Annotated in this window: 25 protein-coding genes; 11 read left to right on the forward strand and 14 right to left on the reverse strand. The window is 68.9% G+C overall.

Going from position 1 to position 24,119, the window contains the following annotated elements; genetic code table 11:
• Together OPU70_RS17020 and OPU70_RS17025 are read right to left on the reverse strand one after the other, a co-directional pair.
• A partial coding sequence (locus tag OPU70_RS17020) for a tyrosine-protein phosphatase (protein ID WP_498558318.1) occupies positions 1 to 444 on the reverse strand: 444 nt, incomplete at its 3' end.
• A complete protein-coding gene (locus OPU70_RS17025) occupies positions 441 to 917 on the reverse strand; it encodes a carboxymuconolactone decarboxylase family protein (RefSeq protein ID WP_042541889.1) in 477 nt (158 codons plus the stop codon). The genes OPU70_RS17025 and OPU70_RS17020, both read right to left, overlap by 4 nt.
• A 171-nt stretch (positions 918 to 1,088) precedes the next feature.
• On the opposite strand from OPU70_RS17025, the gene OPU70_RS17030 reads away from it, so the two are divergent.
• The 6 genes from OPU70_RS17030 (at position 1,089) to OPU70_RS17055 (ending at position 7,035) form a co-directional block, all read left to right on the forward strand.
• Positions 1,089 to 2,015: an alpha/beta fold hydrolase gene (locus tag OPU70_RS17030; protein WP_475435992.1), complete on the forward strand. Its 927-nt coding sequence runs from the start codon at positions 1,089 to 1,091 to the stop codon at positions 2,013 to 2,015.
• A gap of 93 nt (positions 2,016 to 2,108) precedes the next feature.
• Positions 2,109 to 3,629: an ABC transporter substrate-binding protein gene (locus OPU70_RS17035; protein WP_498558319.1), complete on the forward strand. Its 1,521-nt coding sequence runs from the start codon at positions 2,109 to 2,111 to the stop codon at positions 3,627 to 3,629.
• A 13-nt stretch (positions 3,630 to 3,642) separates the two neighbouring features.
• Positions 3,643 to 4,590 carry an ABC transporter permease gene (locus OPU70_RS17040; RefSeq protein ID WP_042541892.1) on the forward strand — a complete coding sequence of 316 codons (948 nt, stop codon included), beginning with the start codon at positions 3,643 to 3,645 and terminating at the stop codon, positions 4,588 to 4,590.
• Positions 4,590 to 5,456 (forward strand): ABC transporter permease, encoded by an 867-nt coding sequence (locus tag OPU70_RS17045; protein ID WP_498558320.1) that lies wholly within the window; start codon positions 4,590 to 4,592, stop codon positions 5,454 to 5,456. The genes OPU70_RS17040 and OPU70_RS17045 overlap by 1 nt, the downstream gene beginning before the upstream one ends.
• Positions 5,453 to 6,244: an ABC transporter ATP-binding protein gene (locus OPU70_RS17050; protein ID WP_042541894.1), complete on the forward strand. Its 792-nt coding sequence runs from the start codon at positions 5,453 to 5,455 to the stop codon at positions 6,242 to 6,244. Before OPU70_RS17045 ends, OPU70_RS17050 begins: the two co-directional genes overlap by 4 nt.
• Positions 6,241 to 7,035 (forward strand): ABC transporter ATP-binding protein, encoded by a 795-nt coding sequence (locus OPU70_RS17055; RefSeq protein WP_311879370.1) that lies wholly within the window; start codon positions 6,241 to 6,243, stop codon positions 7,033 to 7,035. Before OPU70_RS17050 ends, OPU70_RS17055 begins: the two co-directional genes overlap by 4 nt.
• Before the next feature lie 9 nt (positions 7,036 to 7,044).
• On the opposite strand, the gene OPU70_RS17060 is transcribed toward OPU70_RS17055, so the two are convergent.
• From OPU70_RS17060 to OPU70_RS17075, 4 genes are read right to left on the reverse strand one after another with little or no spacing between them, the layout of a single operon-like run.
• On the reverse strand, positions 7,045 to 7,662 hold the full coding sequence (locus tag OPU70_RS17060) for a GNAT family N-acetyltransferase (RefSeq protein ID WP_042541895.1): 618 nt from the start codon (positions 7,660 to 7,662) through the stop codon (positions 7,045 to 7,047).
• 4 nt (positions 7,663 to 7,666) lie between these two features.
• A complete protein-coding gene (locus OPU70_RS17065; RefSeq protein WP_498558321.1) occupies positions 7,667 to 8,377 on the reverse strand; it encodes a uracil-DNA glycosylase in 711 nt (236 codons plus the stop codon).
• 3 nt (positions 8,378 to 8,380) lie between these two features.
• Positions 8,381 to 9,163, reverse strand: coding sequence for an SDR family oxidoreductase (locus OPU70_RS17070; RefSeq protein ID WP_309687509.1), 783 nt, complete (start codon positions 9,161 to 9,163; stop codon positions 8,381 to 8,383).
• 26 nt (positions 9,164 to 9,189) lie between these two features.
• The gene (locus OPU70_RS17075; protein ID WP_042541898.1) at positions 9,190 to 10,143 is read right to left on the reverse strand and encodes a DMT family transporter; all 954 of its coding nucleotides are present in this window, start codon (positions 10,141 to 10,143) and stop codon (positions 9,190 to 9,192) included.
• Between the two features lie 33 nt (positions 10,144 to 10,176).
• On the opposite strand from OPU70_RS17075, the gene OPU70_RS17080 reads away from it, so the two are divergent.
• From OPU70_RS17080 to metX, 4 genes are all read left to right on the forward strand, one after another.
• Positions 10,177 to 10,767: a TetR/AcrR family transcriptional regulator gene (locus OPU70_RS17080; protein WP_079112606.1), complete on the forward strand. Its 591-nt coding sequence runs from the start codon at positions 10,177 to 10,179 to the stop codon at positions 10,765 to 10,767.
• Between the two features lie 142 nt (positions 10,768 to 10,909).
• The gene (locus tag OPU70_RS17085) at positions 10,910 to 12,232 is read left to right on the forward strand and encodes a bifunctional o-acetylhomoserine/o-acetylserine sulfhydrylase (RefSeq protein ID WP_042541900.1); all 1,323 of its coding nucleotides are present in this window, start codon (positions 10,910 to 10,912) and stop codon (positions 12,230 to 12,232) included.
• A 94-nt stretch (positions 12,233 to 12,326) separates the two neighbouring features.
• Positions 12,327 to 13,289 (forward strand): endonuclease/exonuclease/phosphatase family protein, encoded by a 963-nt coding sequence (locus OPU70_RS17090; protein ID WP_052493010.1) that lies wholly within the window; start codon positions 12,327 to 12,329, stop codon positions 13,287 to 13,289.
• An 84-nt stretch (positions 13,290 to 13,373) separates the two neighbouring features.
• Positions 13,374 to 14,582: a homoserine O-acetyltransferase MetX gene (gene metX / locus OPU70_RS17095; RefSeq protein ID WP_042541901.1), complete on the forward strand. Its 1,209-nt coding sequence runs from the start codon at positions 13,374 to 13,376 to the stop codon at positions 14,580 to 14,582.
• Here the strand turns inward: metX and OPU70_RS17100 are convergent.
• Genes OPU70_RS17100 through OPU70_RS17120 form a run of 5 tightly spaced genes read right to left on the reverse strand, consistent with a single transcriptional unit; the run spans position 14,579 to position 18,854 of the window.
• Complete coding sequence (locus OPU70_RS17100; protein ID WP_498558322.1) at positions 14,579 to 15,187, reverse strand: NUDIX hydrolase; 609 nt, start codon at positions 15,185 to 15,187, stop codon at positions 14,579 to 14,581. The two genes, metX and OPU70_RS17100, sit on opposite strands and share 4 nt — an antisense overlap.
• A gap of 28 nt (positions 15,188 to 15,215) precedes the next feature.
• Complete coding sequence (locus OPU70_RS17105; RefSeq protein ID WP_042541903.1) at positions 15,216 to 16,436, reverse strand: MFS transporter; 1,221 nt, start codon at positions 16,434 to 16,436, stop codon at positions 15,216 to 15,218.
• Between the two features lie 9 nt (positions 16,437 to 16,445).
• The gene (locus OPU70_RS17110; RefSeq protein ID WP_042541904.1) at positions 16,446 to 16,778 is read right to left on the reverse strand and encodes a thiamine-binding protein; all 333 of its coding nucleotides are present in this window, start codon (positions 16,776 to 16,778) and stop codon (positions 16,446 to 16,448) included.
• 4 nt (positions 16,779 to 16,782) lie between these two features.
• Positions 16,783 to 18,021 carry a hypothetical protein gene (locus OPU70_RS17115; RefSeq protein WP_228385682.1) on the reverse strand — a complete coding sequence of 413 codons (1,239 nt, stop codon included), beginning with the start codon at positions 18,019 to 18,021 and terminating at the stop codon, positions 16,783 to 16,785.
• Complete coding sequence (locus OPU70_RS17120; protein ID WP_498558323.1) at positions 18,018 to 18,854, reverse strand: NAD(P)H-hydrate dehydratase; 837 nt, start codon at positions 18,852 to 18,854, stop codon at positions 18,018 to 18,020. Before OPU70_RS17120 ends, OPU70_RS17115 begins: the two co-directional genes overlap by 4 nt.
• Positions 18,855 to 18,910: 56 nt before the next feature.
• Here OPU70_RS17120 and OPU70_RS17125 point away from each other — a divergent pair, with 56 nt between their 5' ends.
• Entirely contained in the window at positions 18,911 to 19,978 is a 1,068-nt protein-coding gene (locus OPU70_RS17125; protein ID WP_498558324.1) for an NADH:flavin oxidoreductase/NADH oxidase, read from the forward strand.
• A gap of 63 nt (positions 19,979 to 20,041) precedes the next feature.
• On the opposite strand, the gene OPU70_RS17130 is transcribed toward OPU70_RS17125, so the two are convergent.
• The 3 genes from OPU70_RS17130 to guaB1 all read right to left on the reverse strand — a co-directional run bounded on the left by OPU70_RS17130 (position 20,042) and on the right by guaB1 (position 23,985).
• Complete coding sequence (locus OPU70_RS17130; protein WP_042541907.1) at positions 20,042 to 21,103, reverse strand: hemolysin family protein; 1,062 nt, start codon at positions 21,101 to 21,103, stop codon at positions 20,042 to 20,044.
• The gene (locus tag OPU70_RS17135; RefSeq protein WP_042541908.1) at positions 21,100 to 22,416 is read right to left on the reverse strand and encodes a hemolysin family protein; all 1,317 of its coding nucleotides are present in this window, start codon (positions 22,414 to 22,416) and stop codon (positions 21,100 to 21,102) included. Before OPU70_RS17135 ends, OPU70_RS17130 begins: the two co-directional genes overlap by 4 nt.
• Positions 22,417 to 22,530: 114 nt before the next feature.
• Positions 22,531 to 23,985 carry a GMP reductase gene (gene guaB1 / locus OPU70_RS17140; protein ID WP_042541909.1) on the reverse strand — a complete coding sequence of 485 codons (1,455 nt, stop codon included), beginning with the start codon at positions 23,983 to 23,985 and terminating at the stop codon, positions 22,531 to 22,533.
• Between the last annotated feature and the right edge of the window lie 134 nt (positions 23,986 to 24,119).

A 24,119-nucleotide genomic window follows, 5' to 3' on the forward strand; every position in this document is an offset into this window, starting at 1 on the left:
GTCGGCGCCGACCGCGGCGAGCGCCAGGGCGACCGTCACCCCGGTGCGATCCTTGCCCACCGTGCAGTGGATCAGGGTCGGCTCGCCGACGGCGATGATCCGGATGGCGGCGACGAGCCGCTCGCCGCTCTCCTCGAGAAGGTGGAGATAGAGGTCTTCCAAGCTCGTGTCCGTCTCGAAGAACGAACGCACGGATCCGAGGAAGAGCGGAAGGTGGGTGGTGTCCGGCCCTTCGATCTCGGTCGGCTCCGCGGCGACCTCTTCGCCGTCGCGGAGGTCGACGATGTGCGCGACGCGACGACGAACCTCGTTCACGCCCGCCGTGGTGGCGGCGGAGAGCTGGCCGGATCGCAGCAGCATCCCCGAGCGGATCTGCCCGCCGTCTGCGGGGAGTCCGCCGACGTCGCGGAAGTTGTTGACGCCGTCGATGTCGAGGACGCTCATGCCTGCGCCTGTGGGGCGCGGGGCGGGACGGGGTATCGTCCGGCGATGACGACCCGGTTGAAGGCGTTGATCGAGACGCAGGCCCAGCTCAGTGCCGCGTACTCCTTCTCGGTGAAGACTCCGCCGACGCGGTCGTAGACCTCGTCGGAGATGCCCTCTTCGGAGATGAACGTGAAAGCCTCCGCGAGCTCGAGCGCGGCCTCCTCACGGTCGCTGAACACGTCGCTCTCACGCCAGGTCGCGATCTGCATCAGCGTGTCCGTGTCGATGCCGGCCTTGAGGGCTCTGTCGACGTGCAGGCGCGTGCAGTAGCTGCATCCGTTCAGCTGCGAGGAGTGGATCATCACGATCTCCTTGAGCCGATCGTCGATGCCGTTCGCTGCACAGATGTCACCGACCGTACGGGCGAAGGCGTCGAGGGCCTGATAGGCCGCTGGCTCGGTCTTGGAGAGGTGCACTCGCGTCTCGCTCATGCCTCAATGATATTCCGTTGCGCAGTCGTCCCGGCGAGTCGCTTTCTACGCAGACGAATGCAGAATGACAACAGTCATCCGCATCCGGCTTGCGCAATGACACTCTTCACCGCAACCTGCGTTGACACATTGCTCCTGCATTTCCGCACTGCCCCGAAAACAGAGCAGAATATGCAAGTGGCGATCGACACCAGCGAGTTCAGCTATCTTCCCGCACAGGCGCAGGCGATGGGAGTCCCCGTGCCATCCGTCCGACGCGTGACGCTGCCCCTCCCAGACGGCCGTCACGTCAGCGCTCTGCGGTTCGGCGAAGAGACGCCCCGTGTCACGCTGCTGCACGGCGCGGGCCTCAACGCGCACACGTGGGACACGACGGTGCTCGCCCTTCAGCAGCCGGTGCTCGCGATCGACCTCGCCGGACACGGCGATTCATCATGGCGCAGCGACGTCGACTACACCCCTCGCACGCTCGCGGTCGACGTCGCGGCAGCACTCGACGCCTGGACCGACGGAGCGCAGCTGGTCGTGGGCCAGTCGCTCGGCGGCCTCACCGGCGCCGCCCTCGCTGCAGCCCGCCCCGAGCTCGTGTCCGAGCTGATCGTCGTCGACATCACTCCCGGCATCGACACCTCGGCCGGACCAGCCGCCCTGCGCGAGTTCTACGCCGGACCCACCGATTTCGAGACCCGCGACGAGCTCGTCGACCGCGCGATCTCCTTCGGTTTCGGGGGCGCCCGCTCCGACACCGAGCGCGGGGTGTTCCTCAACACCCGTGTGCGCGACGACGGCCGCGTCGAGTGGAAGCACCATTTCGCGCACCTCGCCGCTCAGACACTGGCAGCCCACGGCCCCGGAGACGACTCGGCGCCGTCACTGCTGCACACGACCGGATGGCAGGATCTGTCGAAGACGACGGCCCCGGTGACGCTCGTCCGCGCCATCGACGGCTTCGTGAGCGAGGCGGACGCGAAGGAGTTCGGCGAGCGCCTGCCCCACGCCCGCGTCATTGCCGTCCAGGCCACGCACAACGTCCAGGAGACCGCACCCGCCGAGCTGGCGTCGCTGATCTCCTCATCCCTCGCTTCTCGCGGAATGTGACGTTCCGTTCCACATTCCGCCCTCATGCCCTGACACATCCCTAGGCTCGATCCAACGGCACACAGCAACTGCCGCACCGAGAGGAAACACCCCATGTTCCGACGTACGCGACGACTCGCGCTGATCTCCGCGATCGCGGCGAGCGCCATCGTCCTCACTGCCTGCGCAGGTGCCGCAGAGCCCGAGACCACCGAACCGGTCGGAGAGCCTGATCCGGACGCGACGCTGCAGGTCGGCCTCGTCCTCGAGCCCACCAACCTCGACATCCGTCACACCAGCGGCGCAGCGCTGGAGCAGATCCTGATCGACAACATCTACGAGGGTCTCATCAGCCGCACGCAGGAGAACGAGATCGTGCCGCGACTCGCCTCCGACTACGAGGTCTCCGAAGACGGACTCACCTACACCTTCACGCTGAACGAGGGCATCACCTTCCACAGCGGAACCGCGCTGACCTCCGCCGATGTGGTCTCCTCCTACGAGGCTGTGCGCACCGACGCGACGCTGCAGGGCAATGCCGAGTTCGCCTCGGTGGCCTCGATCACCGCACCGGACCCGACCACGGTGCAGATCGTGTTGACGGCGCCGAACCAGAACTTCCTGTTCTCACTGACCGGTCCTGCCGGTCTCGTGTTCCAGACCGGCGATACGACCGATCTCAAGACGGCCGAGAACGGCACAGGTCCCTTCACCCTCACGCGGTGGAACAAGGGCAGCGCCATCACGTTCGCCCGCAACGAGGCCTACTGGGGCGAGCCTGCGGGCGTCGCCGAGGTCGAGTTCCAGTACATCCCCGACTTCACGGCCGGGGTGAACGCTGCTCTCGATGGCGGCGTCCAGGTGCTCACAGCGGTGGATCCGAATCTCGCCCCGCAGCTCGAGGAGTCCGGCGACTTCACTCTCACGACCGGCCGCACCACCGACAAGGCGACGCTCGCGTTCAACAACGCCAAGGCGCCCCTCGACGACGTCCGGGTGCGCGAAGCGCTGCGCCTCGCGATCGACCACGAGGCTCTGGTCGAGGCTGTCGGCGCGGGCTCGACCCTCTACGGACCGATTCCCGAACTGGACCCCGGTTATGAAGACCTCTCTGACGTCGTCTCCTACGACCCCGAGAAGGCCAAGGAGCTGCTCGCCGAGGCCGGGCAGGAAGACCTCGAGCTCACCCTGACGATCCCGAACTTCTATGGCACGACGGTTCCGAAGGTCCTCATCTCCGACTTCCAGAAGGTCGGAGTCACCCTCGACGTCGACTCCGTCGAGTTCCCGGCCTGGTTGGAGGACGTCTACACCAACCACGACTACGACCTGAGCTTCGTGCTGCACGTCGAGCCGCGCGACTTCGGCAACTTCGCGAATCCCGAGTACTACTTCGGCTATGACAACGCCGAGGTGCAGGGCCTCTACACCGAGGCGCTGGCCGAGGTCGACCCCGACAAGTCCGCGGACCTGCTCGCCGAGGCCGCGCGGATCGTCTCCGAGGATCACGCGGCGGATTGGCTGTACAACGGTGCGACGATCACGGCCGTGAGCCCGCTGGTCACCGGGTTCCCCGAGGACTCGATCAACTCGCGCATCAACCTGGCCGGCGTCACCGTCGCCACCGAGAAGTGACGACGCGCACTTCGTGATCCGCTACGCGCTCGTCCGAGGAGCCCTGCTCATCGCAGGGCTCCTCGTCTCGAGTGCGGTGATCTTCCTCACCTTGCGGGTCTTCCCCGGCGACGTCGCGCAGCTGATCGCCGGAACCCAGGCCTCCCCCGCCGAGGTCGAGGCGCTCCGAGAATCGCTGGGCCTCAACCGTCCCCTCCCCGCGCAATACGCCGAGTGGATCGGGGGCCTCTTCCGCGGTGATCTCGGCACGTCTCTGCTCTCCGGTGCATCGGTCGGCGAGGAGCTGCTCGAGAAGGCGCAGGTCACGGTTCCCCTCGGCATCCTCGCCCTCCTGATCGCCGTGCTCATCGCGGTGCCGTTCGGCATCCTGTCAGCCGTGCGGCGCGGCGGCCGCGGAGGCACCGCCCTCAGCGTCGGCGCACAGGCCCTCGCCGCCGTGCCGGTCGTCTGGGCGGGGATGATGCTCATCGTCGTGTTCTCGGTCTGGCTCGGCTGGCTTCCGCCACAGGGCTTTCCCCGCACGGGGTGGAGCACGCCGTGGAAGGCGATCGAGTCGCTCCTGCTGCCCGCTCTCACGATCGGCATCGTCGAGGGGGCGATGCTCATGCGGTTCGTCCGCAGCGCCACCCTGCAGGCGGCAGGCCAGGACTTCGTCCGCACGGCGGCCGCCAAGGGCCTCACCCGCACCCGCGCTCTCATCTCGCACGGCATCCCCGCAGTGGGCCTGTCGATCATCACCGTGCTGGGACTCCAGATCGCCGGGATCATCGTCGGGTCTGTCGTCATCGAACAGCTCTTCACACTTCCCGGGATCGGACGGATGCTGGTGGCCGACGTCGGCACCCGAGACCTCATCAAGGTGCAGAGCGAACTCCTCGTCCTCACCGGATTCGTGCTCGTGGTCGGATTCCTCGTCGACCTGATCCATCGCGCGATCGATCCGCGCCAGAGGGAGGCCTGATGCCCGGTTGGCTTCCGAGACTGGCGCGATCCGCCACAGGTCGATTCGGCGTGATCGTCGTCGCCGTCGTCGCGCTCACCGCACTCGTCTCGCGGTTCTGGACCCCGTTCGATCCCCAGGAGTCCGACCTGCGCGCTCGCTGGTCGGTCCCGAGCTGGCCCCATCTGCTCGGCACCGACGACACGGGCCGTGACATCCTCAGCCTGCTCATGGCAGGTGCTCGCACGACGGTGTTCGTCAGCATCGGCGCCGGCGTCATCGCGACCTTGGTCGGCATCTCCCTGGCCGCGCTCGGAGCGCTCACCGCCCGCTGGCTGCGAGAGACGGTGGCAGTGCTCGTCGACATCCTGATCGCCTTCCCCGTGCTGCTGATCGCCATGATGATCTCGTCGGTCTGGGGCGGCTCGCTGTGGGTGGTGATCTGGTCGGTCGGCATCGGCTTCGGCGTCAACATCGCCCGCGTCACGAGGCCCGAGCTGCGCCGCGTGCAGCAGAGCGACTTCGTCCTCGCCGCTCGGGCGTCCGGCCTCACGACCGGACAGAGCCTCGCTCGCCACCTTCTTCCGAACGTCGCCCCCGTGTTCATCGTGCAGCTCTCGTGGTCGATGGCGGTCGCGGTGCTCGCCGAGGCCGGCCTGTCGTACCTCGGTTTCGGCGCCTCGGTCACGGAGCCGAGCTGGGGACTCCTGCTCGCCGACCTGCAGCGCTACATCGGCGTGCATCCGCTCTCGGTCATCTGGCCGGGGCTCGCGATCACGATCACCGTGCTGGCGCTCAACCTCCTCGGTGACGGCCTGCGCGAGGCCACCGACCCCACGCTGCGTCACCGCGCGGCCGAGATCCACACACCGGCGGTGATCGCATGACCCTCGAGGTGACGGACCTCGTCGTCCGCATCGACGGACGCCCCGTCGTCGACGGCATCTCGTTCGAGGTGCCGGACGGATCCCGTCTCGGCCTGATCGGTGAGTCCGGCTCCGGTAAGTCGCTCACCGCCCTCGCGGTGCTCGGTCTGCTCCCCGAGGGTGCGGTCGCGAGCGGCAGCATCCGCTGGAACGGCACAGAGCTGATCGGACTCCCCGACCGCGAGCTCGCGAGACTGCGCGGAGACGAGATCGGGATCGTGTTCCAGGAGCCCCGCACCGCCCTGAACCCGATCCGCACGATCGGCAGGCAGATCGCCGAGTCGATCCGCATCCATGAGGGCATCGGTCGGCGGGAAGCCCGCGAGCGTGCGATCCAGGAGGCTGCGCGCGTGCGGCTGCCCGATCCCGCATCGATCGTCGATCGCTATCCGCATCAGCTGTCCGGCGGTCAGCGGCAGCGTGTCGCGATCGCGATCGCGCTCGCATGCCGGCCACGCCTGCTCATCGCCGATGAGCCGACGACCGCTCTCGACGTCACCATCCAGGCCGAGATCCTGTCGCTGCTGTTGAACCTCGTCGAGGAACAGGGCATGTCCCTCATGTTCATCACGCACGACCTGGCGGTGCTGGCGCAGGTCGCGACCCGTGGCGTCGTCCTCGAAGACGGTCGGGTCGTCGAGGCTGCCCCCGTGAGCACGCTCCTCACCGCCCCGGCGTCGCCGATCACACAGGGGCTCCTCCGCGACGCCACCGCGACGCTCTGGCGTCCTGAAGGAGGTGCGCGATGAGTCTCATCGAGGCGCGGTCGCTGCGGCGCGACTTCGTGATCCCGAAGCGTTCGACGTTCGAGCGCACCCGGCGCCAGACCGCGCTGGCGCCGACCGATCTCGACATCGTCGAGGGATCGTCCGTCGGCATCATCGGCGAATCCGGATCGGGCAAGTCCACCCTCGTCAGGCTGCTCCTCGGTCTCGACCGCCCGACGTCCGGCACCGTCACGGTCGACGGGAGAGCGGTGGATGCCACGGCATCCGCGCGGTCCCTGCACTGGCTGCGCCGTCAGACCGGTCTCGTGTTCCAGGACCCCTACGCATCGCTGGACCCGAGGATGACCGCGGCGCAGATCGTCCGCGAGCCGCTGTGGGCGCTCGGCATCGACGAAGATCACCGAGCCAGGGTGCGCGAAGTGCTCGAGCAGGTGGGTCTGGAGCCCGAGATGGGCGATCGATACCCGCACGAGTTCTCGGGCGGGCAGCGGCAGCGCATCGCGTTGGCCAGGGCCATCGTCCACCGTCCGCGCATCCTCGTCGGCGACGAGCCGCTGTCGGCGCTCGATGTGACCGTCCGCGCTCAGATCCTCGAACTCCTGATCGAGCTGCGACGCACCGCCGACCTCACGCTCGTCCTGGTGTCGCACGACATCGGCGTGGTGCAGAACCTTTGCGACGCCGTCGTCGTGATGAAGGACGGGAGCGTCGTCGAGCGAGGAACCACCGCAGACGTGCTGCTGCGTCCGACGCAGGACTACACGAAGACGCTGCTCGCGGCGATCCCGGTCATCCCCGCTCCCCCGGCATGAGCGCGATTCTCAGCGCCCGGAGCTCAAGCTGAAGAACTTCCGTCGACGGCTCGGGCGCAGGGCGCGTCGCATGTAGACGGTGCCGAGGTCGCGGCCGAACTTGTGTCCGACTCGACCCATGCGCCCGGCTTCGACGAATCCGAGCTTCGCGTGCAGACGAATCGATGCGTCTGCCTTGGTGTCGCTGATCACGGCCACCATCTCGCGGATGCCGAGCTGCTCGCATGCGTCGATGAGCGCCTGCAGCAGTGCGACCCCGAGTCCTTTGCCGCCGGCCCCCGGTCCGAGGTAGATCGAGTCCTCGACGGTGTACCGATAGGCGTTCTTGCCCGCCCACGGCTGCGCCAGCGCGTATCCGATCACGACTCCCGCCGGCGAGACCGCCACCAGGAAGGGCAGGCCCAGCTTGCTCAGCAGCGCGAACTTCTCCCGCCAATAGGGGATGCTGCTGCGCCGTTCATCGAGGGTGACGACCGAGTTGCTGACGAAATGGTTGTAGATCTCGCGCACGTACGGCAGATCGCCCGACCGTGCGGGGCGGATCGAGTACGAGAACACCTCGGGTTCCGGCTGCGGGCGCAGATGGCGCGGCAGCACACGGCGGCGATCACCGGGCTCGAACTGCATGCGATCAGCTTAGAGGGGGCTCGCCGCCGATGCGCCAGTCGACCGGGCTCGCACCGAGCCCTTCGAGCAGCGCGTTCGCCCGGGAGAACGGGCGGGAGCCGAAGAACCCCCGACGGGCGGACAGCGGCGACGGGTGCGCTGACACGATCACAGGGGTGTGGCCGAGCAGCGGCTGGAGGCTCGCGGCGTCCTTTCCCCAGAGGATCGCGACGAGCGGCCGGTCACGGGCGACGAGAGCGCGGATCGCGAGCTCGGTGACCTGCTCCCACCCCCAGCGGCGATGGGATCCGGCCTCGCCAGGACGCACCGTCAGCACGCGGTTCAGCAGCAGCACCCCATGGTCGCTCCACGCGGTCAGGTCCCCGTGCGGCGCCGGGGGGATGCCGAGGTCGCTCTCGAGCTCGGCGTAGATGTTGCCGAGACTGCGTGGCAGGGGGCGCACGTCTCGGTCGACCGCGAAAGACAGGCCGATCGGATGCCCGGGAGTCGGATAGGGGTCCTGACCGGTGATGAGCACCTTGACGTCTGAGAGCGGGCATTCGAACGCACGGAGCACATGATCCCCCGCGGGAAGATAGCCCCGCCCCGCAGCCTGCTCATCGCGCAGTCGCTCGCCGAGAGCGGTGATCGTCTGCTGAGCCGGCGCCAGTGCGTCGGCCCACCCCGGATCGATGAGACCGTCGTCGGCGAGCTCGGCAAGAGTTCGCGCAGTCATCGTTCAGTCGATCGGTCGCACGCGCAGCGGTCCGCGGGCGAGCAGATGATTCGCGGACTGCGCGACGGGTCGCATCGTGATGAGGTCGAGGTTCACGTGGCCGGGGGCATCCAGCGCGTAGGCGATCACGTCGGCGACGTCTTCCGCCTGCAGCGGCGCCTCGACGCCCGAGTACACGGCCTCCGCGGCGACCGAGTCGCCGCCCAGCCGGTTGAGCGTGAACTCCTCGGTGTGCACCATGCCGGGGGCGATCTCGGAGACTCGGATCGGCTCGCCGTTCAGCTCGAGTCGGAGCGCGTGCACCAGCATCGCCTGCGCGGCCTTGGCCGCGTTGTAGCCGCCTCCGCCGGGGTAGGCCACCTGTGCGGCCGTCGACGTCACGAACACGGTGTCGGCGTGCCCGTCCGCCGCGGCCGCCCGCCTCAGCAGGGGCAGGAGACCGGCGACCAGACGCTGGCTCGAGAGCACGTTGGCGTCGTACATCCACTGCCAGTCGTCGATCGAGGCGTTCTCGACGCGGTCCGTCCCCCGTGCTCCGCCGGCGACCTGCACGAGCGCATGCACGGGCCCCGAGGCCTCGAGCTCCGTGACCAGCGCTGCCACGGCATCCGGGTCGGTCAGGTCGCACGCGATCGTCGAGGCACCCGTCTCCGCCGAGAGCGCCGCCAACCGGGACGCACGTCGTGCGACTCCGACGACTCCCCAGCCGCGCGCGCGCAGCGCACGCACCGTGGCCTGTCCGATACCCGAGCTCGCACCTGTCACGACTGCACGCCTGTTCACCATGCCTCCACCGTACGATGTTCCGGCCACTATCTCGCCTCGCGCACCGCCACGTCGCGCTTTCGGGCCGACGATGCGGTCGTCTCGGGCGATCTCGCCTCGCTTGTGAGCACCACCGCGACACCGATCCCGCACAGGATGAACCCTGCGACCGTGACGACCGTCATCGGCTCTCCCAGCAGGATGCTGCCGGCGAGTGACGTCGCCGGGGCGATCAGGAAGAGCAGAGCCTGCAACGCCGTGATCCCCACCCGCCGCAGCAACCACCAGTACAGGCCGTAGGCGGCGAGTGTCGGGAACACCGCGGTGAGCGCGACAGCGAGCCAGAACGAGGCCGACGCCGGCGGGAGCAGGGTTCCGGTCACCACCGCGATGACAAGCAGCAGCACCGCGGTCACCGTCACATGGATGGTCAGGGTGAGGAGCACGCCGCTCTTCACCGCCGACTTCCGCTGCAGCAGGGTGCCGATGATGAGGCAGACCATCGCCACGGCCGGCAGCAGATACGCCATCGCAGGCGCCTCGGAGGACCCGAACTGAGAACGCACCACGAGGAGCACGCCGACCGCTCCGATCACGAGCCCTGCCCATTGCGCACCTCGCACTCGCAGACCGAGCACTGGTCCGACGAGGACGGCCACGACGAGTGGCTGCACCGCGTCGATCAGCGCCACCGTGCCTGTGGCGATGCCGGCCGCCACGGCGCCGTAGACCGCGACACAGTATCCGAACTGCGCGAAGAGTCCGATCGTGGCCTGCGTGCGCACGTCGCGAATGTGCAGCCCCTTCGCTGCGCCCGAGAGACGGAGCACGGCGAGGAGAAGGACGGCCAGCGGCACGAACCGCCACACGAGGAGCGTGAGCGGCGACACGTCCACCGTGGCGTACGCAGGAATGATGAATCCCGAACTCCAGGTCACGATGAAGGCCACGGCGGCGGCGACAGTGACCACCGAACGAAGTAGACCGATCTGTTTACTCATGTGTCGACTATACAGACTGGTATAGTCAACTACATGACGCAGCCCGTTCCCGAGCTCGCCCCGCTCACCCCCGGAGGGCAGCGCGTTCTCGACGCCGCCTCGCGGCTCTTCTACGAACGCGGCATCCATGCGGTCGGAGTGGACACGATCGCCGAGGCGGCCGGAGTCACGAAGAAGACGCTCTACGACCGCTTCGGATCGAAGGAGGCGCTCGTCGTCTCCTACCTCCAGCACCGCGACGCTCGGTGGCGGGAGCACGTGGCCGCCCACCTCTCCCGCGTTCCCGAGCCCGGCCCTGATCGTGTGCTCGCGATCTTCGACGCCGCCATCACCTGGTCCGACGAGAACAGCCCGAAGGGATGCAGCGCGATCAACGCGCGCGCGGAGATCGGAGACGGCAACGACGACCACCCTGTGTTCCCCGAGGTGTCACGTCAGAAGGCCTGGCTGCTAGACGTGTTCGAGGAGCTCTGCGCCGAAGCGGGAATGGCCGATCCCCGTGCGATGGCGCAGGCGATGATGCTGCTGTACGAGGGTGCGATCGTGACGGTCGGGATGACGACGTTCGCCGAACCGTTCGTGATCGCGCGCATGTGGGCGGGGCGACTGCTCGGTCAGGCCTGATCCCCCGGCTCGTCGGCCCGCGGGTTCGGCCCGACTTCATTACGTCACATTTCCCACCCGCTGTTGACAGCCTCCGACATTCCGTACTGTCGCATCAACGACATCAGTCGAACCGACCTTCCAACAGTTCCAGGGGGAACACATGTCCGCACCCGAGACCTGGCGTTTCGAGACGAAGCAGATCCACTCCGGAGCCGCTCCCGACCCGGTGACCAAGGCCCGCGCAACGCCCATCTACCAGACCACGTCCTACGTGTTCGACAGTGCCGACCACGCGGCGAACCTGTTCGCTCTGGCCGAGTTCGGCAACATCTACACCCGCATCCAGAACCCGACCCAGGACGTCCTGGAGCAGCGCCTCGCGGCACTCGAGGGGGGCACCGGCGCCCTCGTCCTCGCCAGCGGTCAGGCTGCATCGACGTTCGCCGTGCTCAACATCGCCGAAGCCGGCGACCACATCGTGTCGTCGAGCTCGATCTACGGCGGCACCTACAACCTGTTCAAGTACACGCTCGCGAAGCTCGGCATCGAGGTCACGTTCGTCGAGAACCAGGACGACCCCGAGGAGTGGCGCCGCGCCATCCGCCCGAACACCAAGCTGTTCTTCGCGGAGACCATCGGCAACCCGCAGATCAACATCCTCGACATCCGCACCGTCGCAGACGTGGCGCACGAGGGCGGCGTGCCGCTGATCGTGGACAACACGATCGCGACCCCGTACCTGATCCGCCCGTTCGAGCACGGCGCCGACATCGTCGTGCACTCCGTGACGAAGTTCCTCGGCGGCCACGGCACCACCATCGGCGGCGCGATCATCGACGGCGGCACCTTCGAGTGGTCGAAGAACGTCGAGAAGTTCCCCGGGCTCACCGTGCCCGACCCCTCGTACCACGGCGCCAGCTACACCGCTGCCGTCGGCGACCCGCTCGCCTACATCATCAAGGCCCGCGTGCAGCTGCTCCGCGACCTCGGCTCGGCCATCGCACCGCAGAGCGCCTGGAACCTCATCCAGGGCATCGAGACCCTCTCGCTGCGCATCGAGCGCCACGTGCAGAACGCCCAGGAGATCGCCGAGTGGCTCGACGGCCGCGACGACGTCGCGTCGGTCAACTACTCGGGCCTGCCCTCTTCCCCCTGGTATGCCAAGGCGAACCACTACGCCCCCAAGGGCGTCGGAGCGGTGCTGTCCTTCGAGCTCAAGGGCGGCGTCGAGGCCGGTCGCGAGTTCGTGAACAGCCTGTCGCTCTTCAGCCACCTCGCGAACATCGGCGACGTGCGCTCGCTCGTGATCCACCCGGCGTCGACCACGCACGCACAGCTCACTCCCGAGCAGCAGCTCACCGCCGGCGTCACGCCCGGCCTCGTGCGCCTGTCGGTCGGCATCGAGAACATCGACGACCTCAAGGCCGACCTCGACGAGGCGCTCGGCGCGGCTCGCCGTGTGTCGGAGGCCGCTCGCGCCTGACCCTCCGTCGACACTGCAGGTGCCCTGGGCTTCGGCTCGGGGCATCTGCTCGTTCGGGGCACGCACGGCCCGTGCACAGACAGCTCCGTCGACAATGGGAAGCCTGCCCGAGGAGCCCACGATCACCGCAACGACGAATTCGCCGACACACCGACGCTCGAACGCGCGCGCGGGGCGCATCATCGCCGTCACAGGCCTCGTGGTGCTGATCATGATCGTGGGCGTCTGGATCCCCGGAGTCGTGGGAACCGCGGCCGCCGCGCTCCTTCCCTGGTGCGGCCTCGCGCTCGGAGTCCTGTCGGCGATCGCACTGATCCGCGCCCGCCGCGTCGTCCTGGTGCTGCTCGTGCCCATCCTCGTCTGGGTGCTGGCGATCGCGCCCTCCACCCCTGGTTTCGCATCGGGTGCCCCCGACGGGACGTCCACCGTCGAGATCGTCAGCCAGAACGTGCGCGCGCACTCCGGCGGCGCAGCGGAATCCGCAGCAGACCTCGCCGCCTCCGGTGCCGACGTCATCGCGCTGACGGAGCTCGATGCCGACAGCCTCGCCGCCGCCCGTGACACGCTCGCCGCCGACTACCCGCACTCCTACGCGATCGGCACGGTCGCGGTCTGGAGCCGCCTCCCCATCGCCGACGCTCAGGCGCTGTCGCTCGGTCTCGACTGGAAGCGCGCGCTGCGCGTGGTGGTGAGCGCGCCGGGTGCGGACGTCGCCGTGTACGTCATGCATGCGGCCTCCGTGCGGCCAGGAGTGCAGGACGACCGAGACGCGATGCTGTCCGGCATCGCCGATGCCGTCGCTGCAGACAGCGCCGAGTCGATCGTCGTCGTGGGCGACTTCAACGCCGCCTCCGCCGACCCGGCCCTGGCTGCCGCGCGGTCGCAGCTCGACTGGGTCCGACCGACCGACGGCACCCTCGGGTTCACCTGGCCTGCCACTTTGCCGCTCGCCAGGATCGACCACGTCTTCGTGCGCGGCCTGGCCGTGCTCGGCTCCACGACGATGCGGGCCGGAAGCAGCGACCACCTGGCGACCGTGACGACGCTCGGCTTCTGAGGCCGCGCACGGCGGATCCGCCGGCGGCACACCCGGGTGCGTAACGTGCGTCCGACGAGTCGCGTGCCAGGCGAGAATGGGAGCATGGACTGGCAGACGACCTCTGAAGACACGGTGCCCTCGGCGCCCGTGACGGAGGCCGACGTGCGTCTGCTTCGCGCACGACCACCGGCGACCGGCGCGTGGCGCGACGGAGACCCGGCGGGCGGACGCAGCTTCGCCTCGTTCGGCGCCTTCGCGACCGAGAGCGGCGCAGAGCTCCCCGGCATCCGTCTCGCGTTCGAGACGTGGGGCGAGCTGAACGACGCGCGCGACAACGCGATCCTGGTGCTCCACGCGCTCACCGGCGACAGCCACGTGCGCGGCGGCGCCGGAGCGGGGCATCCGACCGCAGGCTGGTGGGAGGACGTGACCGGGCCCGGAGGTCCGCTCGACACCGACCGGTGGTTCGTCATCGCGCCGAACATGCTCGGCGGCTGCCAGGGCTCCACGGGACCCGCCAGCATCGCGCCCTCCGGATACGAGTGGGCCTCCCGCTTCCCCTATCTGACCATCCGCGACCAGGTCGCAGCCCAGGTGCGCCTCGCAGATTCCCTCGGGATCGACACCTGGGCCGCCGTGATCGGCGGATCCATGGGCGGGATGCACGCCCTCGAATGGGCCGTCACGCACCCTGATCGCGTCGCCCGCCTCGCAGTGCTCTCCTCCCCGCCCGTCACCACTGCCGATCAGATCGCCCTGAACACGGTGCAGCTCGAGACCATCCGCATGGACCCGAGGTTCCAGGGCGGCGAGTACTACGACCTGGCCGACGGCGACGGTCCGCACCGCGGCCTGGCGCTCGCCCGACGCATGGCGCTGCTGAACTACCGCAGCCCGATCGAGCTCAACCAGCGGTTCCAGCGTTCGTGGCAGTCCGGGGTGTCTCCTCTCGGTCACGGCGGTCGCTTCGCCGTCGAGTCGTACCTCGACTTCCACGGCAACAAGTTCACCCGCCGTTTCGACGCGAACAGCTACATCACCCTCGTCGAGGCCATGAACTCGCACGACGTCGGCCGTGACCGCGGTGGCGTCGAAGAGGCGCTGCGCGCCGTGACCGCCACGACACTCGTGCTGGGGATCGACAGCGACCGGCTCTTCCCCGTCGATGGCCAGCACCGCATCGCCCGCAGCATCCCGAACACCCTCGACGGCCCCGAAGCGGTGGTGCTGACCAGCGACTTCGGTCACGATGGATTTCTCATCGAGACAGAGTCGGTCGGCAGCAATCTCCGACGGCTGCTCGCGAGCTAGCTCTCGTCGATCGTCCACGGCAGCGAACCGGTGCGCAGCCGCACACCGTCCCACTCGAAGTCCCTGCCCTGCGGCGTCTCGACCACACGGGTCGAGAAATGCTGCGCCACCCCTCCGGAGGCGAGCACAGCATCGACCGAGGAGAATCGGCCGAGCTGGTGCAGGGTGACCCAGGTCGGAGGGAAGAGCGTCCACTCCCCCGTCGCGTGTCGCGACAGGGCTTCTGCCGGGCTCAGCCACACCACGTCGACGACTTCGTCGACCGAGAACCGCGGTTCGACGTCGGGTGCGGAGGCGAGGAAGAACCAGGTCCGGATGCGAATGGACGCCTCGACCGGCGGCTGCCAGCGCGACAGCAGCACGGGATCGCTGATGATCAGGCCGACCTCCTCGGCTGTCTCGCGAACCGCCGCCCTGCGCGCATCGTCACTCTCATCCGCCCCCTCTCGGCGGTCGGACGGCTCCACCTTGCCGCCGGGGAACACCCAGGCCCCCGCGAACGAGCCGCGATCGGGCCGACGCATCAGCAGCACGGCGAAGCCCTCGGGCGTCGGACGCAGCAGCACGGCTGTCCCGGCGACGGGCAGATCGTCGAGGTCGGTCACAGCCTCACTCTACGAGGCGGAGCACCGCTCACGCCGCCGTGAGCACCGGTCTGCGCGCCTCTGAGCGATACGACAGCAGGGCGATCAGGAGGCCGGCGACCGCGAGCGCCGCACCCGTCCAGGACGGCGCGACGAAGCCCCATCCGGCGGCGATCACCACGCCGCCGAGGAATGCGCCGAGGCTGTTGCCGATGTTCAGCGCAGAGTGGTTCATCGCGGCGGCGATCGACTGATTGTCTCCGGCGACATCCATCAGCCGGGTCTGGATCGTCGGGCTCAGCACCGAAGACACGAAGCCGACCACGAACACGAGCAGCGCGAGGGTGACGATCCAGAATGCGAGCACGGCGAGGAGGGCGAAGACCACAGCCATCGCTGCAAGTCCGAAGAGCAGCGTGCGTCGCAGGTCGATGTCCGCGAGATGTCCGCCGACGAGGTTGCCCGCTGTCATCCCGAGCCCCATCAGCACCAACACGATCGGCACCGCCCACTCGGGCGAGCCGGCCACCTCGGTCACCAGCGGCGCGATGTAGCTGTAGACCGCGAAGAAGCCGCCGAAGCCGATCGCGCCGACACCGAGGGTGAACCAGACCTGGGGAATGCGGAAGACGCCGAGCTCCTCGCGCATGGTCCGCCCGGGCGAGCCGGGATGTGCGGGCACGAAGAACGCGATGCACACCGTCGCCAGGGCGAAGACGAGCGTCACGACCGCGAAGGCCGCCCGCCATCCCCAGAGCTGACCGAGGAAGGTTCCCAGCGGCACTCCCACCACGTTCGCCACGGTCAGACCTGTGAGGATGAAGGCGACGCCCTTGGCGCGGTTGCCCGGCCCCATGACGTCCGCCGCGACCAGGGCGCCGATGCCGAAGTAGGCACCGTGCGGCAGACCGGCGAGGAACCGTGACGCACCCACGAGTTCGAAGGTCGGCAGGAACACCGTGAGCGCGTTGAACACGGTCAGCGCCAGCGCCAGGCCGATCATGACCCGGTGCCGGGGGTAGCGGGCGACGAACCCGGCGATCGTCGGAGCACCGACGACCACGCCGAGCGCGTAGAGCGAGATCAGCCACCCTGCCTGGCTCAGCGCGTCTTCAGGGCTGGAGGCCCACAGCGTGGGCAGCAGCTCGTCGGCGATGTTGGGCAGCAGGCCCATGACGACGAATTCGGTCATGCCGATGCCGAAGCTGCCTATGGCGAGGGAGAGGAGCGCCCACTTCGCCGCACCCCTCGATTCAGTCGAGGGATTCACCCGTCGAGTCTACGGGGTGTCCGCGTCGTCGATCGCCGCCTCGAGCCGCTCGATCTTCGCGTCGAGCTCTCCGGTGTAGCCGGGACGGATATCGGCCTTGAGCACGAGCGACACCCGCGAGCCGAAGGGCATCACGGCTTCGGTGGCGCGCTTGACGACATCCATCACCGAGTCCCAGTCCGGGCCCTCGATCTCGGTGAACATGCTGGTCGTGCGGTGCGGCAGGCCCGACTCCCGCACGACGCGGACGGCGGCGGCGACCGCATCGTGGACCGACGCGTCGGAGCGCTCGGCGCCGTCGGAGGGGACGCCGCTCGGTGCGACGGAGAAGGCGATCAGCATGGTTTCACTCCCGGGTGGTGGACGAACGATGGGCGGGCACGCGGACGAGGGCGCGGATGCCGACGGCGAGGAGCACGACGAGCACGATGTTGCGCAGAGTCAGGATGGCGACGGGCAGCGTCTCTGCACGCAGCAGCGCGTCGTAGCTCAGCGGATAGATCAGGCAGGTGAGCGCGCACAGCGCGAGCACGAGCAGCGCAGGCGCGGCCGCTCGCGTGCGGTCGAGAACGAGCCAGAGGACGGCCGGAGCGATCAGCCACGTCTGGAACTGCGGAGAGCCGACCTTGTTCGCGACGATCAGGGTCGTCACGAGACTCAACGCGAGCGGAGGGAACAGCCGTGCGAAGGATGCCCCGCGTGATGCCTTCAGCGCGCCGATGACGGTGATCAGGACGACGAAGACAGCCATCAGGGGTGTGAGCACAGCACTCACGGCATCCGCGCCCTGCGCGCTGATCTGGAAGGTCAGGATGTCGAAGCTGTACTCGATGCGGGCGGCCCCGGCGATCGCGAGCCACAGGAACGGGGTCGCGGCCACTGCCTCGATCTGCAGACCGCGGCCGGTCTGCTCTGTCAGGAATCCGAAGATCTCGGCATCGGCTCCGAAGGCGACCAGAACGACGACGACGGCTGCCGATACGGCTGCGGCGGTGAGCAGAACGCGCATCCGGCTTCGGGCTGCCACGACGGCTGCGACCAGCAGCGCGCCCGGCCAGATCTTGATCCAGGCGCCGATCGCCAGCAGCGCTGCCGCGGCAGCGGGGCGGCGAACCAGCCAGAGTCCGCCGATCACCGCGAGCGGCACCGTGATCGCGTCGATGCGGTACATCGCGATCGGTCCCAGCAGAAGCAGGGCGGTGATCCAGAACCAGGCGGCCATCCGCCGAGGCTGCGACGGCGAACGCCCGACGAGCACCGCGAAGGCGATCGCATCGAGCACCGTGACGAGCACCGCCCACGCGATCAGATACGCCCCGGAGGCCCCCATCACCGCGATGAGCGGTGTCGACAGGATCTTCGCGAGCAGCATGGGCACGAGCGCGAGCTGCGGATAGACCCACGTCTCGGTGACTCCGACGATGGCCCCGCCCGACAGCGCCGCCGACGACCACGGTTCGTACACGAGCACCACGTCGCCCATCGGCTGGCTCGGATACAGCCAGCCGGCGACCGCCGTGAAGAGGTGCACGAGTCCGAACGCGCTCCACAGCGTGACGAGACGCATCGAGACGGTGCGACTCACGCGACGACGTCCGAGAATGCGCGAGGCAGCGCCTCTGCGACATCGAGCGCCACGATCGGATGTCCCGTCGCGCGGCCATCCGCGCCCGGACCAGCCGCGAGGACACCGGCATGACCATGCAACCACGCGGCCGCGGCTGCGACCTCAGCCAGCGGTGCGTCGGCGTTCGCGGCGAGGAGCGCCCCGAGCACGCCGCCCAGGACATCACCGGTGCCCGCAGTCGCGAGCCAGCCGGTGCCCGCCTCCACCCGGATCAGCAGTCCGTCCGGATCCGCGATCAGCGTCTGTGCGCCCTTGAGCAGCACGACGGTGCCGAGGTCGTGCGCCACCCGGGCGACGGCGTCGGCGCGGTCGTCACGGGTGCCGTATCCGAGCTGATCCTGCAGGCGCTCGAACTCACGGCCGTGCGGCGTCAGCACGCGCGGGGCACGACTCCCTCGCGCCAGGTCGAGCGCCCCCGCGTCGACGACCACCGGCACCTGCCCGTCGAGCAGGTCGCGCAGCTCGCGCTCCGTCTCGGGGCTCCTGCTCGCGGCATCCGTCCCTGATCCGATCACCCAGGCGCCGACGCGTGCACCCGCGATGCTCGGGCTGACCACGGTCTCGGGGCGTCGTGCGATCACGGCATCCGCGGCTCGGCCGTCGCCGACGTAGCGCACGAAGCCCGCCCCGGCGCGCCACGCCGCCTCGACACCGAGCACCGCGGCACCCGGATAGGCGGACGATCCGGTGCGCAGGCCGACGACGCCCCGGGAGTACTTGTCGTCATCCGCGCCTGGCACGCGCAGGAAGCGTGCGGTGTCTTCGCGGGACCAGTCACGTGCGTCGGGCATGACTCCACGTTAGTGCGGCGGCCCGCACCGCCCCACCCGGCCGGTAGCGTCGAGGGGTGAGCATTCTCTTCTCCCCGCTGAGCATCCGTTCCGTCACGTTCCGCAACCGGCTCTGGGTGTCTCCCATGTGCATGTACAGCGCGATCGACGGCGTCGTCCAGGAATGGCACCACACCCACCTCGCCCAGTTCGCCTCCGGCGGAGCCGGTCTGATCGTCGCCGAGGCGACAGCCGTCGCCCCCGAGGGCCGCATCTCACCACGGGATGCCGGCCTCTGGAACGACGAGCAGCGCGACGCGTGGGTGCCGGTCGTCGAGGCGATCCATTCACGTGGCGCGGTCGCAGGCATCCAGCTCGCGCACGCCGGCCGCAAGGCGTCGACCTGGTGGCCCTGGGCCGACGCGCGCGGATCGGTACCGGCGGCGGACGGCGGATGGACGACCACCGCGCCCTCCGACATCGCCTTCGATGGCTTCGCGGAGCCTGCGGCGCTCGACGAGGACGGCATCGACGCCGTCGTCGAAGGGTTCGCGAGCGCGACCCGCCGTGCCCTCGACGCCGGCTTCGACGTGCTGGAGGTGCACGGTGCGCACGGATACCTGCTGCACCAGTTCCTCTCTCCGCTCTCGAATCTGCGAGACGACGAGTACGGCGGCTCTCTCGAGAACCGCGCTCGACTGCTCCTCCGGGTGGTGGGCGCGATCCGCGAGGTCGCCGGAGACGGGGTGCCCGTCTTCGTGCGCATCTCGGCGACCGATCATGCCGAGGGCGGATTCACCCCCGACGAGGCGGCGATCGTGAGCGGCTGGGCGACCGAGCACGGAGCCGACCTCATCGATGTCTCCAGCGGCGGGCTCGTGGCGCACCAGCAGATCAGCGTGTTCCCCGGATACCAGGTGCCGCTGGCCGAGAACGTGCGCCAGGGCGGACGCATCCCCGTGTCGGCGGTCGGACTGATCACCGCCGCCGAACAGGCAGAGCAGGTGCTCGCCGACGGTGCGGCCGATGCGATCTTCGCGGGCCGCGAGTGGCTGCGCGACCCGCACTTCGCGCTCAGGGCCGCCCATGAGCTCGGCGCCGAGATCACCTGGCCGCCGCAGTACGAGCGGGCACGCTGGCGCTGATCGCCACCCCGCACAGAAGCCCCCGGGTCCGCATGGACTCGGGGGCTTCTCGGTGATCGCGGGTCAGTGACCGCGGATGCGACGGGTCGCGTCCTGCACCTCTCCCACGAGCTCCTCGAGGATGTCCTCGAGGAAGAGCACGGCAGTCGTGCGCCCCTGGGAGTCCCGCACCTTCGCCAGGTGACGCCCTGCTCGGCGCATCACGGCGAGAGCGTCCTCCAGATCGGTGTCCTCCTGCACCGGGACCATGTGGTTGATCCGCTTCGAGGGCAGCGGCTCGACCAGCTTCTCGGCAGCACCGGGTCCGTCGGACGCCCGCAGGATGTCCTTGAGGTGGACGTATCCGACAGGGGTTCCCTCGTCGTCGACGATCACGTAGCGGGAGAACCCGTAGCGGGCGACGGCCTTCTCGACGTCATCCGGAGTCGCCGACTGCGGAAGCGTCACGAGATCGCTGAGCGGAACAGCCACATCGCGAGCCTTCTTGTCGGTGAACTCCACGGCTGCCGCCACAGTGCCCGCCGTGTCGGTGAGCACGCCCTCTCGCCGGGACTGATCGACGATCGTCGCGACCTCGTCGAGCGTGAACGTCGATGCGGCCTCGTTCTTCGGCTCGACCCGGAACAGCCGGAGCACGCCGTTGGCCGCCGCGTTCAGCAGCCAGATCACCGGCATGAAGATCTTCGACACCATCACGAGGGGCGGCGCGAGGATGAGCACCGCGCGCTCCGGAACCGAGAACGCGAGGTTCTTCGGCACCATCTCGCCGAACACCACGTGCAGGAACGACACGATCAGCAGAGCGATCGCGAACGACACGGCATCGACGACGCCGTCCGACCAGCCGAGCGCGTGCAGCGGCACGGCGAGCAGGTGATGGATCGCGGGTTCGGAGACGTTCAGGATCAGCAGCGAGCAGATCGTGATGCCCAGCTGCGAGGTCGCGAGCATGAGCGTCGCGTGCTCCATCGCGAAGAGCGCGGTCTTGGCGGCGCGCGACCCGCGGTCGGCCTTGGGCTCGATCTGCGACCGGCGCGCGGAGATCACCGCGAACTCGGCGCCGACGAAGAACGCGTTCGCCACGAGCAGCACGACCAGCCAGGCCAGTCCTCCCCAGTCGTTCATCGTCCGACCACCTCTGCGGGAAGATCCTGATTCGGGACGTAGCGGATGCGGTCGACACGACGACCGTCCATGCGGACCACCTGGAGCTTGCCCGTGTCGAGGTCGACCTCGTCACCCACCGACGGCACGCGCTCGAGGACGCTCATGACGTAGCCGGCCACGGTGTCGTACACGTCACCCTCCGGAACCTCCACTCCCGCTCTGCGTCGCAACTCGTCCGGCCGCAGCTCTCCGGGGAAGGTGATGCCGTCTCGCCCGCGGACGACTCCGGCGCGCGTGCGGTCGTGCTCGTCCGAGACCTCGCCCACGAGCTCCTCCACCAGGTCCTCCAGCGTGACGAGACCGGCAGTGCCGCCGTACTCGTCGACCACGACGGCCAGCTGGTATCCGCGGGCTCTGAGCTCGGAGATGAGCGCGTCGACGTGCACCGTCTCGGGGACACGGAGCGGATCGGTCGAGAGCGCGCCGACCGGCACCTCGCCTCGTCGATCACGCGGGACGGAGATCGCGGCCTTCAGGTGCACGACACCCGTGATGTCGTCGAGGTCGTCGTCGTACACGGGGAAGCGGCTGTGTCCCGTGCGGCGGGCGAGCTGGATGACGTCGTCGGCCGAGTCGCCGACCGCGAGGGCGTGCATGCTCGGACGAGCCGTCATCACGTCGGCGGCCGTCAGGCGGGAGAACGTCAGCGTCCGATCGAGCAGGCTCGCGGTGTCGGCTTCGAGCAGTCCGGCACTCGCCGAGCGACGCACGAGAGAAGAGAGCTCCTCGGCGCTGCGCGCACCGGACAGCTCTTCCTTCGGCTCGATGCCCATGCTCCGAAGGACCCCGTTCGCACTGCCGTTGAGCACCACGACGGCCGGCTTGAAGACGGTCGTGAACGCGACCTGGAACGGCATGACGAGCTTCGCGGTCGCGAGCGGCAGCGCCAGGGCGAAGTTCTTGGGCACCAGCTCCCCGAGGATCATCGACAGCACGGTGGCGACCAGCATGGCGACGATCGTCGCGATCGGACCGACGGCCGCCTCAGGGATGCTCCAGGCGACGAGGGTCGGGCCGAGGAGGTTGGAGAGCGCCGGCTCCATCGTGTACCCGGTCAGGAGCGTCGTCAGGGTGATGCCCAGCTGAGCGGACGACAGATGGGTCGAGGTGTGCTTGAGGGCGCTGATGGTCAGCGACAGGCGGGATTCGCCGCGGGACTGACGGGCCTCGAGATCGGCGCGGTCGAGATTGACCAGGGCGAACTCGCTCGCGACGAACAGCCCGGTGCCCACGGTGAGCAGAAGCCCCACGCCCAAGAGGATGTAGTCCATCAGTCGTTCCTCCCGAGACGGGGAGGCAGGCAATGGGGCGATGTACTACAACTGGGAGGGTCGTCCATGGTGTCCACGATTCTACGGGATCGCAGTGGGTCGGAGCGCGGACGACTACCAGCTGACCGGGAGGGCCTTGCCCTCTTCGTATCCTGCGGCGGACTGCAGCCCGACGAGCGCCCGTTCGTGGAACTCGGGCACCGACGATGCCCCGGCATAGGTGAACGACGAGCGCACGCCCGATGTGATCATGTCGAGCAGGTCCTCGAGTCCTGGGCGCAGCGGGTCGAGGTAGATCTTCGAGGACGAGATCCCCTCTGCGAACAGCTCCTTGCGGGCACGCTCATACGCATCGAGACGGCCGAACCGAGCCTGCACCGCCTTGGTGGAGGCCATGCCCCAGGATTCCTTGTAGATGCGGCCCTCGGCGTCGCTCTGCAGCTCGCCCGGCGCCTCGATCGTTCCCGCGAACCAGGAGCCGACCATCACGGACGCGGCGCCCGCGGCGAGCGCGAGCGCCACGTCGCGCGGATACCGCACTCCCCCGTCCGCCCAGACGTGAGCGCCGAGCTCCCGGGCGGCCTGGGCGGTCTCGAGCACAGCGGAGAACTGCGGGCGGCCGACGGCCGTCATCATGCGCGTCGTGCACATCGCGCCCGGCCCCACGCCGACCTTGAGGATGGAGGCGCCGGCCTCGACGAGGTCCTTGACGCCGTCGGCGGTGACGATGTTGCCGGCCACGATCGGGATGCCGAGATTCAGTGCGGCGACGGCGCTCAGCGCGCGCAGCATCCCCTCCTGGTGTCCGTGCGCCGTGTCCACCACGAGCACATCGACGCCGGCGTCGGCGAGGGCCTTCGCCTTGGACGCGACGTCTCCGTTGATGCCCACCGCCGCCGCGACGGCGAGGCGGCCGTCGCCGTCCGTCGCCGAGCGATACAGCGTCGACCGCAGGGCACTGCGCGCGCTGAGCGTTCCGACGAGGTGCCCGTGGTGCGTGATCGTGACCATGTCGACGCCCGCGTCGGTGATCACGTCGAAGGCATGACGCTCTGATCCGATGTCATCCGCGTCGAGAGACGGCGTGCCGGCGTGCACCAGATCGCCCAGCTGTGCATCCGGGAGCGCAGTGGCCAGCCGCGTCGCCGGCAGGACACCGAGAATACGCTCGGCATCGTACGGAGCTCCGCCCGTGGCCACGACGATGCCGTGACCTGCGGTGGCAGGCATCAGCCGGAGTGCGTCCGACACCGATGCCTCGGGAGGCAGCACGATCGGCGTGTCCCACAGCACCGGCTGCGCCTTGACGTCGCGGATCGCAGCATCGAGACCCTGCAACGGCATGTCCTGAGGGAGCACTCCGAGTCCGCCACGCCGCGCGAGCACCGCCGCGAGCCGGGGGCCGGTCACGGAGTTCATGTTCGAGGCCACGATGGGCAGGGTGGCCGGGGTGCCGTCCTGCGGGGCCAGATCGACCTGCAGACGGCTGGTGACGGCGGATCGTCGCGGCACGAGGAACACGTCGGAATAGGTCAGATCGACTGTGGGTGACTCACCGGAGAACTCCATACCCCCACGGTACTCAGATAGCGGCGTCGAGGGCGCATGCCTTCGACGAATGCGCGAGGAAACACGTTAGGCTTGGAAGTCGAGAGTGTGCGGGCCCGGACGCATCACGCGTCCTGCTGTGCATACGTGGACTT

This window comes from Microbacterium sp. SWDP-B6 (genome assembly GCF_059803615.1).

Coding starts and splice junctions, on each gene's coding strand:
- OPU70_RS17025 (WP_042541889.1), bottom strand. CDS start 917: ATGAGCGAGACGCGAGTGCACCTCTCCAAGACCGAGCCAGCGGCCTAT.
- OPU70_RS17030 (WP_475435992.1), top strand. CDS start 1,089: ATGCAAGTGGCGATCGACACCAGCGAGTTCAGCTATCTTCCCGCACAG.
- OPU70_RS17035 (WP_498558319.1), top strand. CDS start 2,109: ATGTTCCGACGTACGCGACGACTCGCGCTGATCTCCGCGATCGCGGCG.
- OPU70_RS17045 (WP_498558320.1), top strand. CDS start 4,590: ATGCCCGGTTGGCTTCCGAGACTGGCGCGATCCGCCACAGGTCGATTC.
- OPU70_RS17050 (WP_042541894.1), top strand. CDS start 5,453: ATGACCCTCGAGGTGACGGACCTCGTCGTCCGCATCGACGGACGCCCC.
- OPU70_RS17055 (WP_311879370.1), top strand. CDS start 6,241: ATGAGTCTCATCGAGGCGCGGTCGCTGCGGCGCGACTTCGTGATCCCG.
- OPU70_RS17060 (WP_042541895.1), bottom strand. CDS start 7,662: ATGCAGTTCGAGCCCGGTGATCGCCGCCGTGTGCTGCCGCGCCATCTG.
- OPU70_RS17065 (WP_498558321.1), bottom strand. CDS start 8,377: ATGACTGCGCGAACTCTTGCCGAGCTCGCCGACGACGGTCTCATCGAT.
- OPU70_RS17070 (WP_309687509.1), bottom strand. CDS start 9,163: ATGGTGAACAGGCGTGCAGTCGTGACAGGTGCGAGCTCGGGTATCGGA.
- OPU70_RS17075 (WP_042541898.1), bottom strand. CDS start 10,143: ATGAGTAAACAGATCGGTCTACTTCGTTCGGTGGTCACTGTCGCCGCC.
- OPU70_RS17080 (WP_079112606.1), top strand. CDS start 10,177: ATGACGCAGCCCGTTCCCGAGCTCGCCCCGCTCACCCCCGGAGGGCAG.
- OPU70_RS17085 (WP_042541900.1), top strand. CDS start 10,910: ATGTCCGCACCCGAGACCTGGCGTTTCGAGACGAAGCAGATCCACTCC.
- OPU70_RS17090 (WP_052493010.1), top strand. CDS start 12,327: ATGGGAAGCCTGCCCGAGGAGCCCACGATCACCGCAACGACGAATTCG.
- metX (WP_042541901.1), top strand. CDS start 13,374: ATGGACTGGCAGACGACCTCTGAAGACACGGTGCCCTCGGCGCCCGTG.
- OPU70_RS17110 (WP_042541904.1), bottom strand. CDS start 16,778: ATGCTGATCGCCTTCTCCGTCGCACCGAGCGGCGTCCCCTCCGACGGC.
- OPU70_RS17120 (WP_498558323.1), bottom strand. CDS start 18,854: ATGCCCGACGCACGTGACTGGTCCCGCGAAGACACCGCACGCTTCCTG.
- OPU70_RS17130 (WP_042541907.1), bottom strand. CDS start 21,103: ATGAACGACTGGGGAGGACTGGCCTGGCTGGTCGTGCTGCTCGTGGCG.
- OPU70_RS17135 (WP_042541908.1), bottom strand. CDS start 22,416: ATGGACTACATCCTCTTGGGCGTGGGGCTTCTGCTCACCGTGGGCACC.
- guaB1 (WP_042541909.1), bottom strand. CDS start 23,985: ATGGAGTTCTCCGGTGAGTCACCCACAGTCGATCTGACCTATTCCGAC.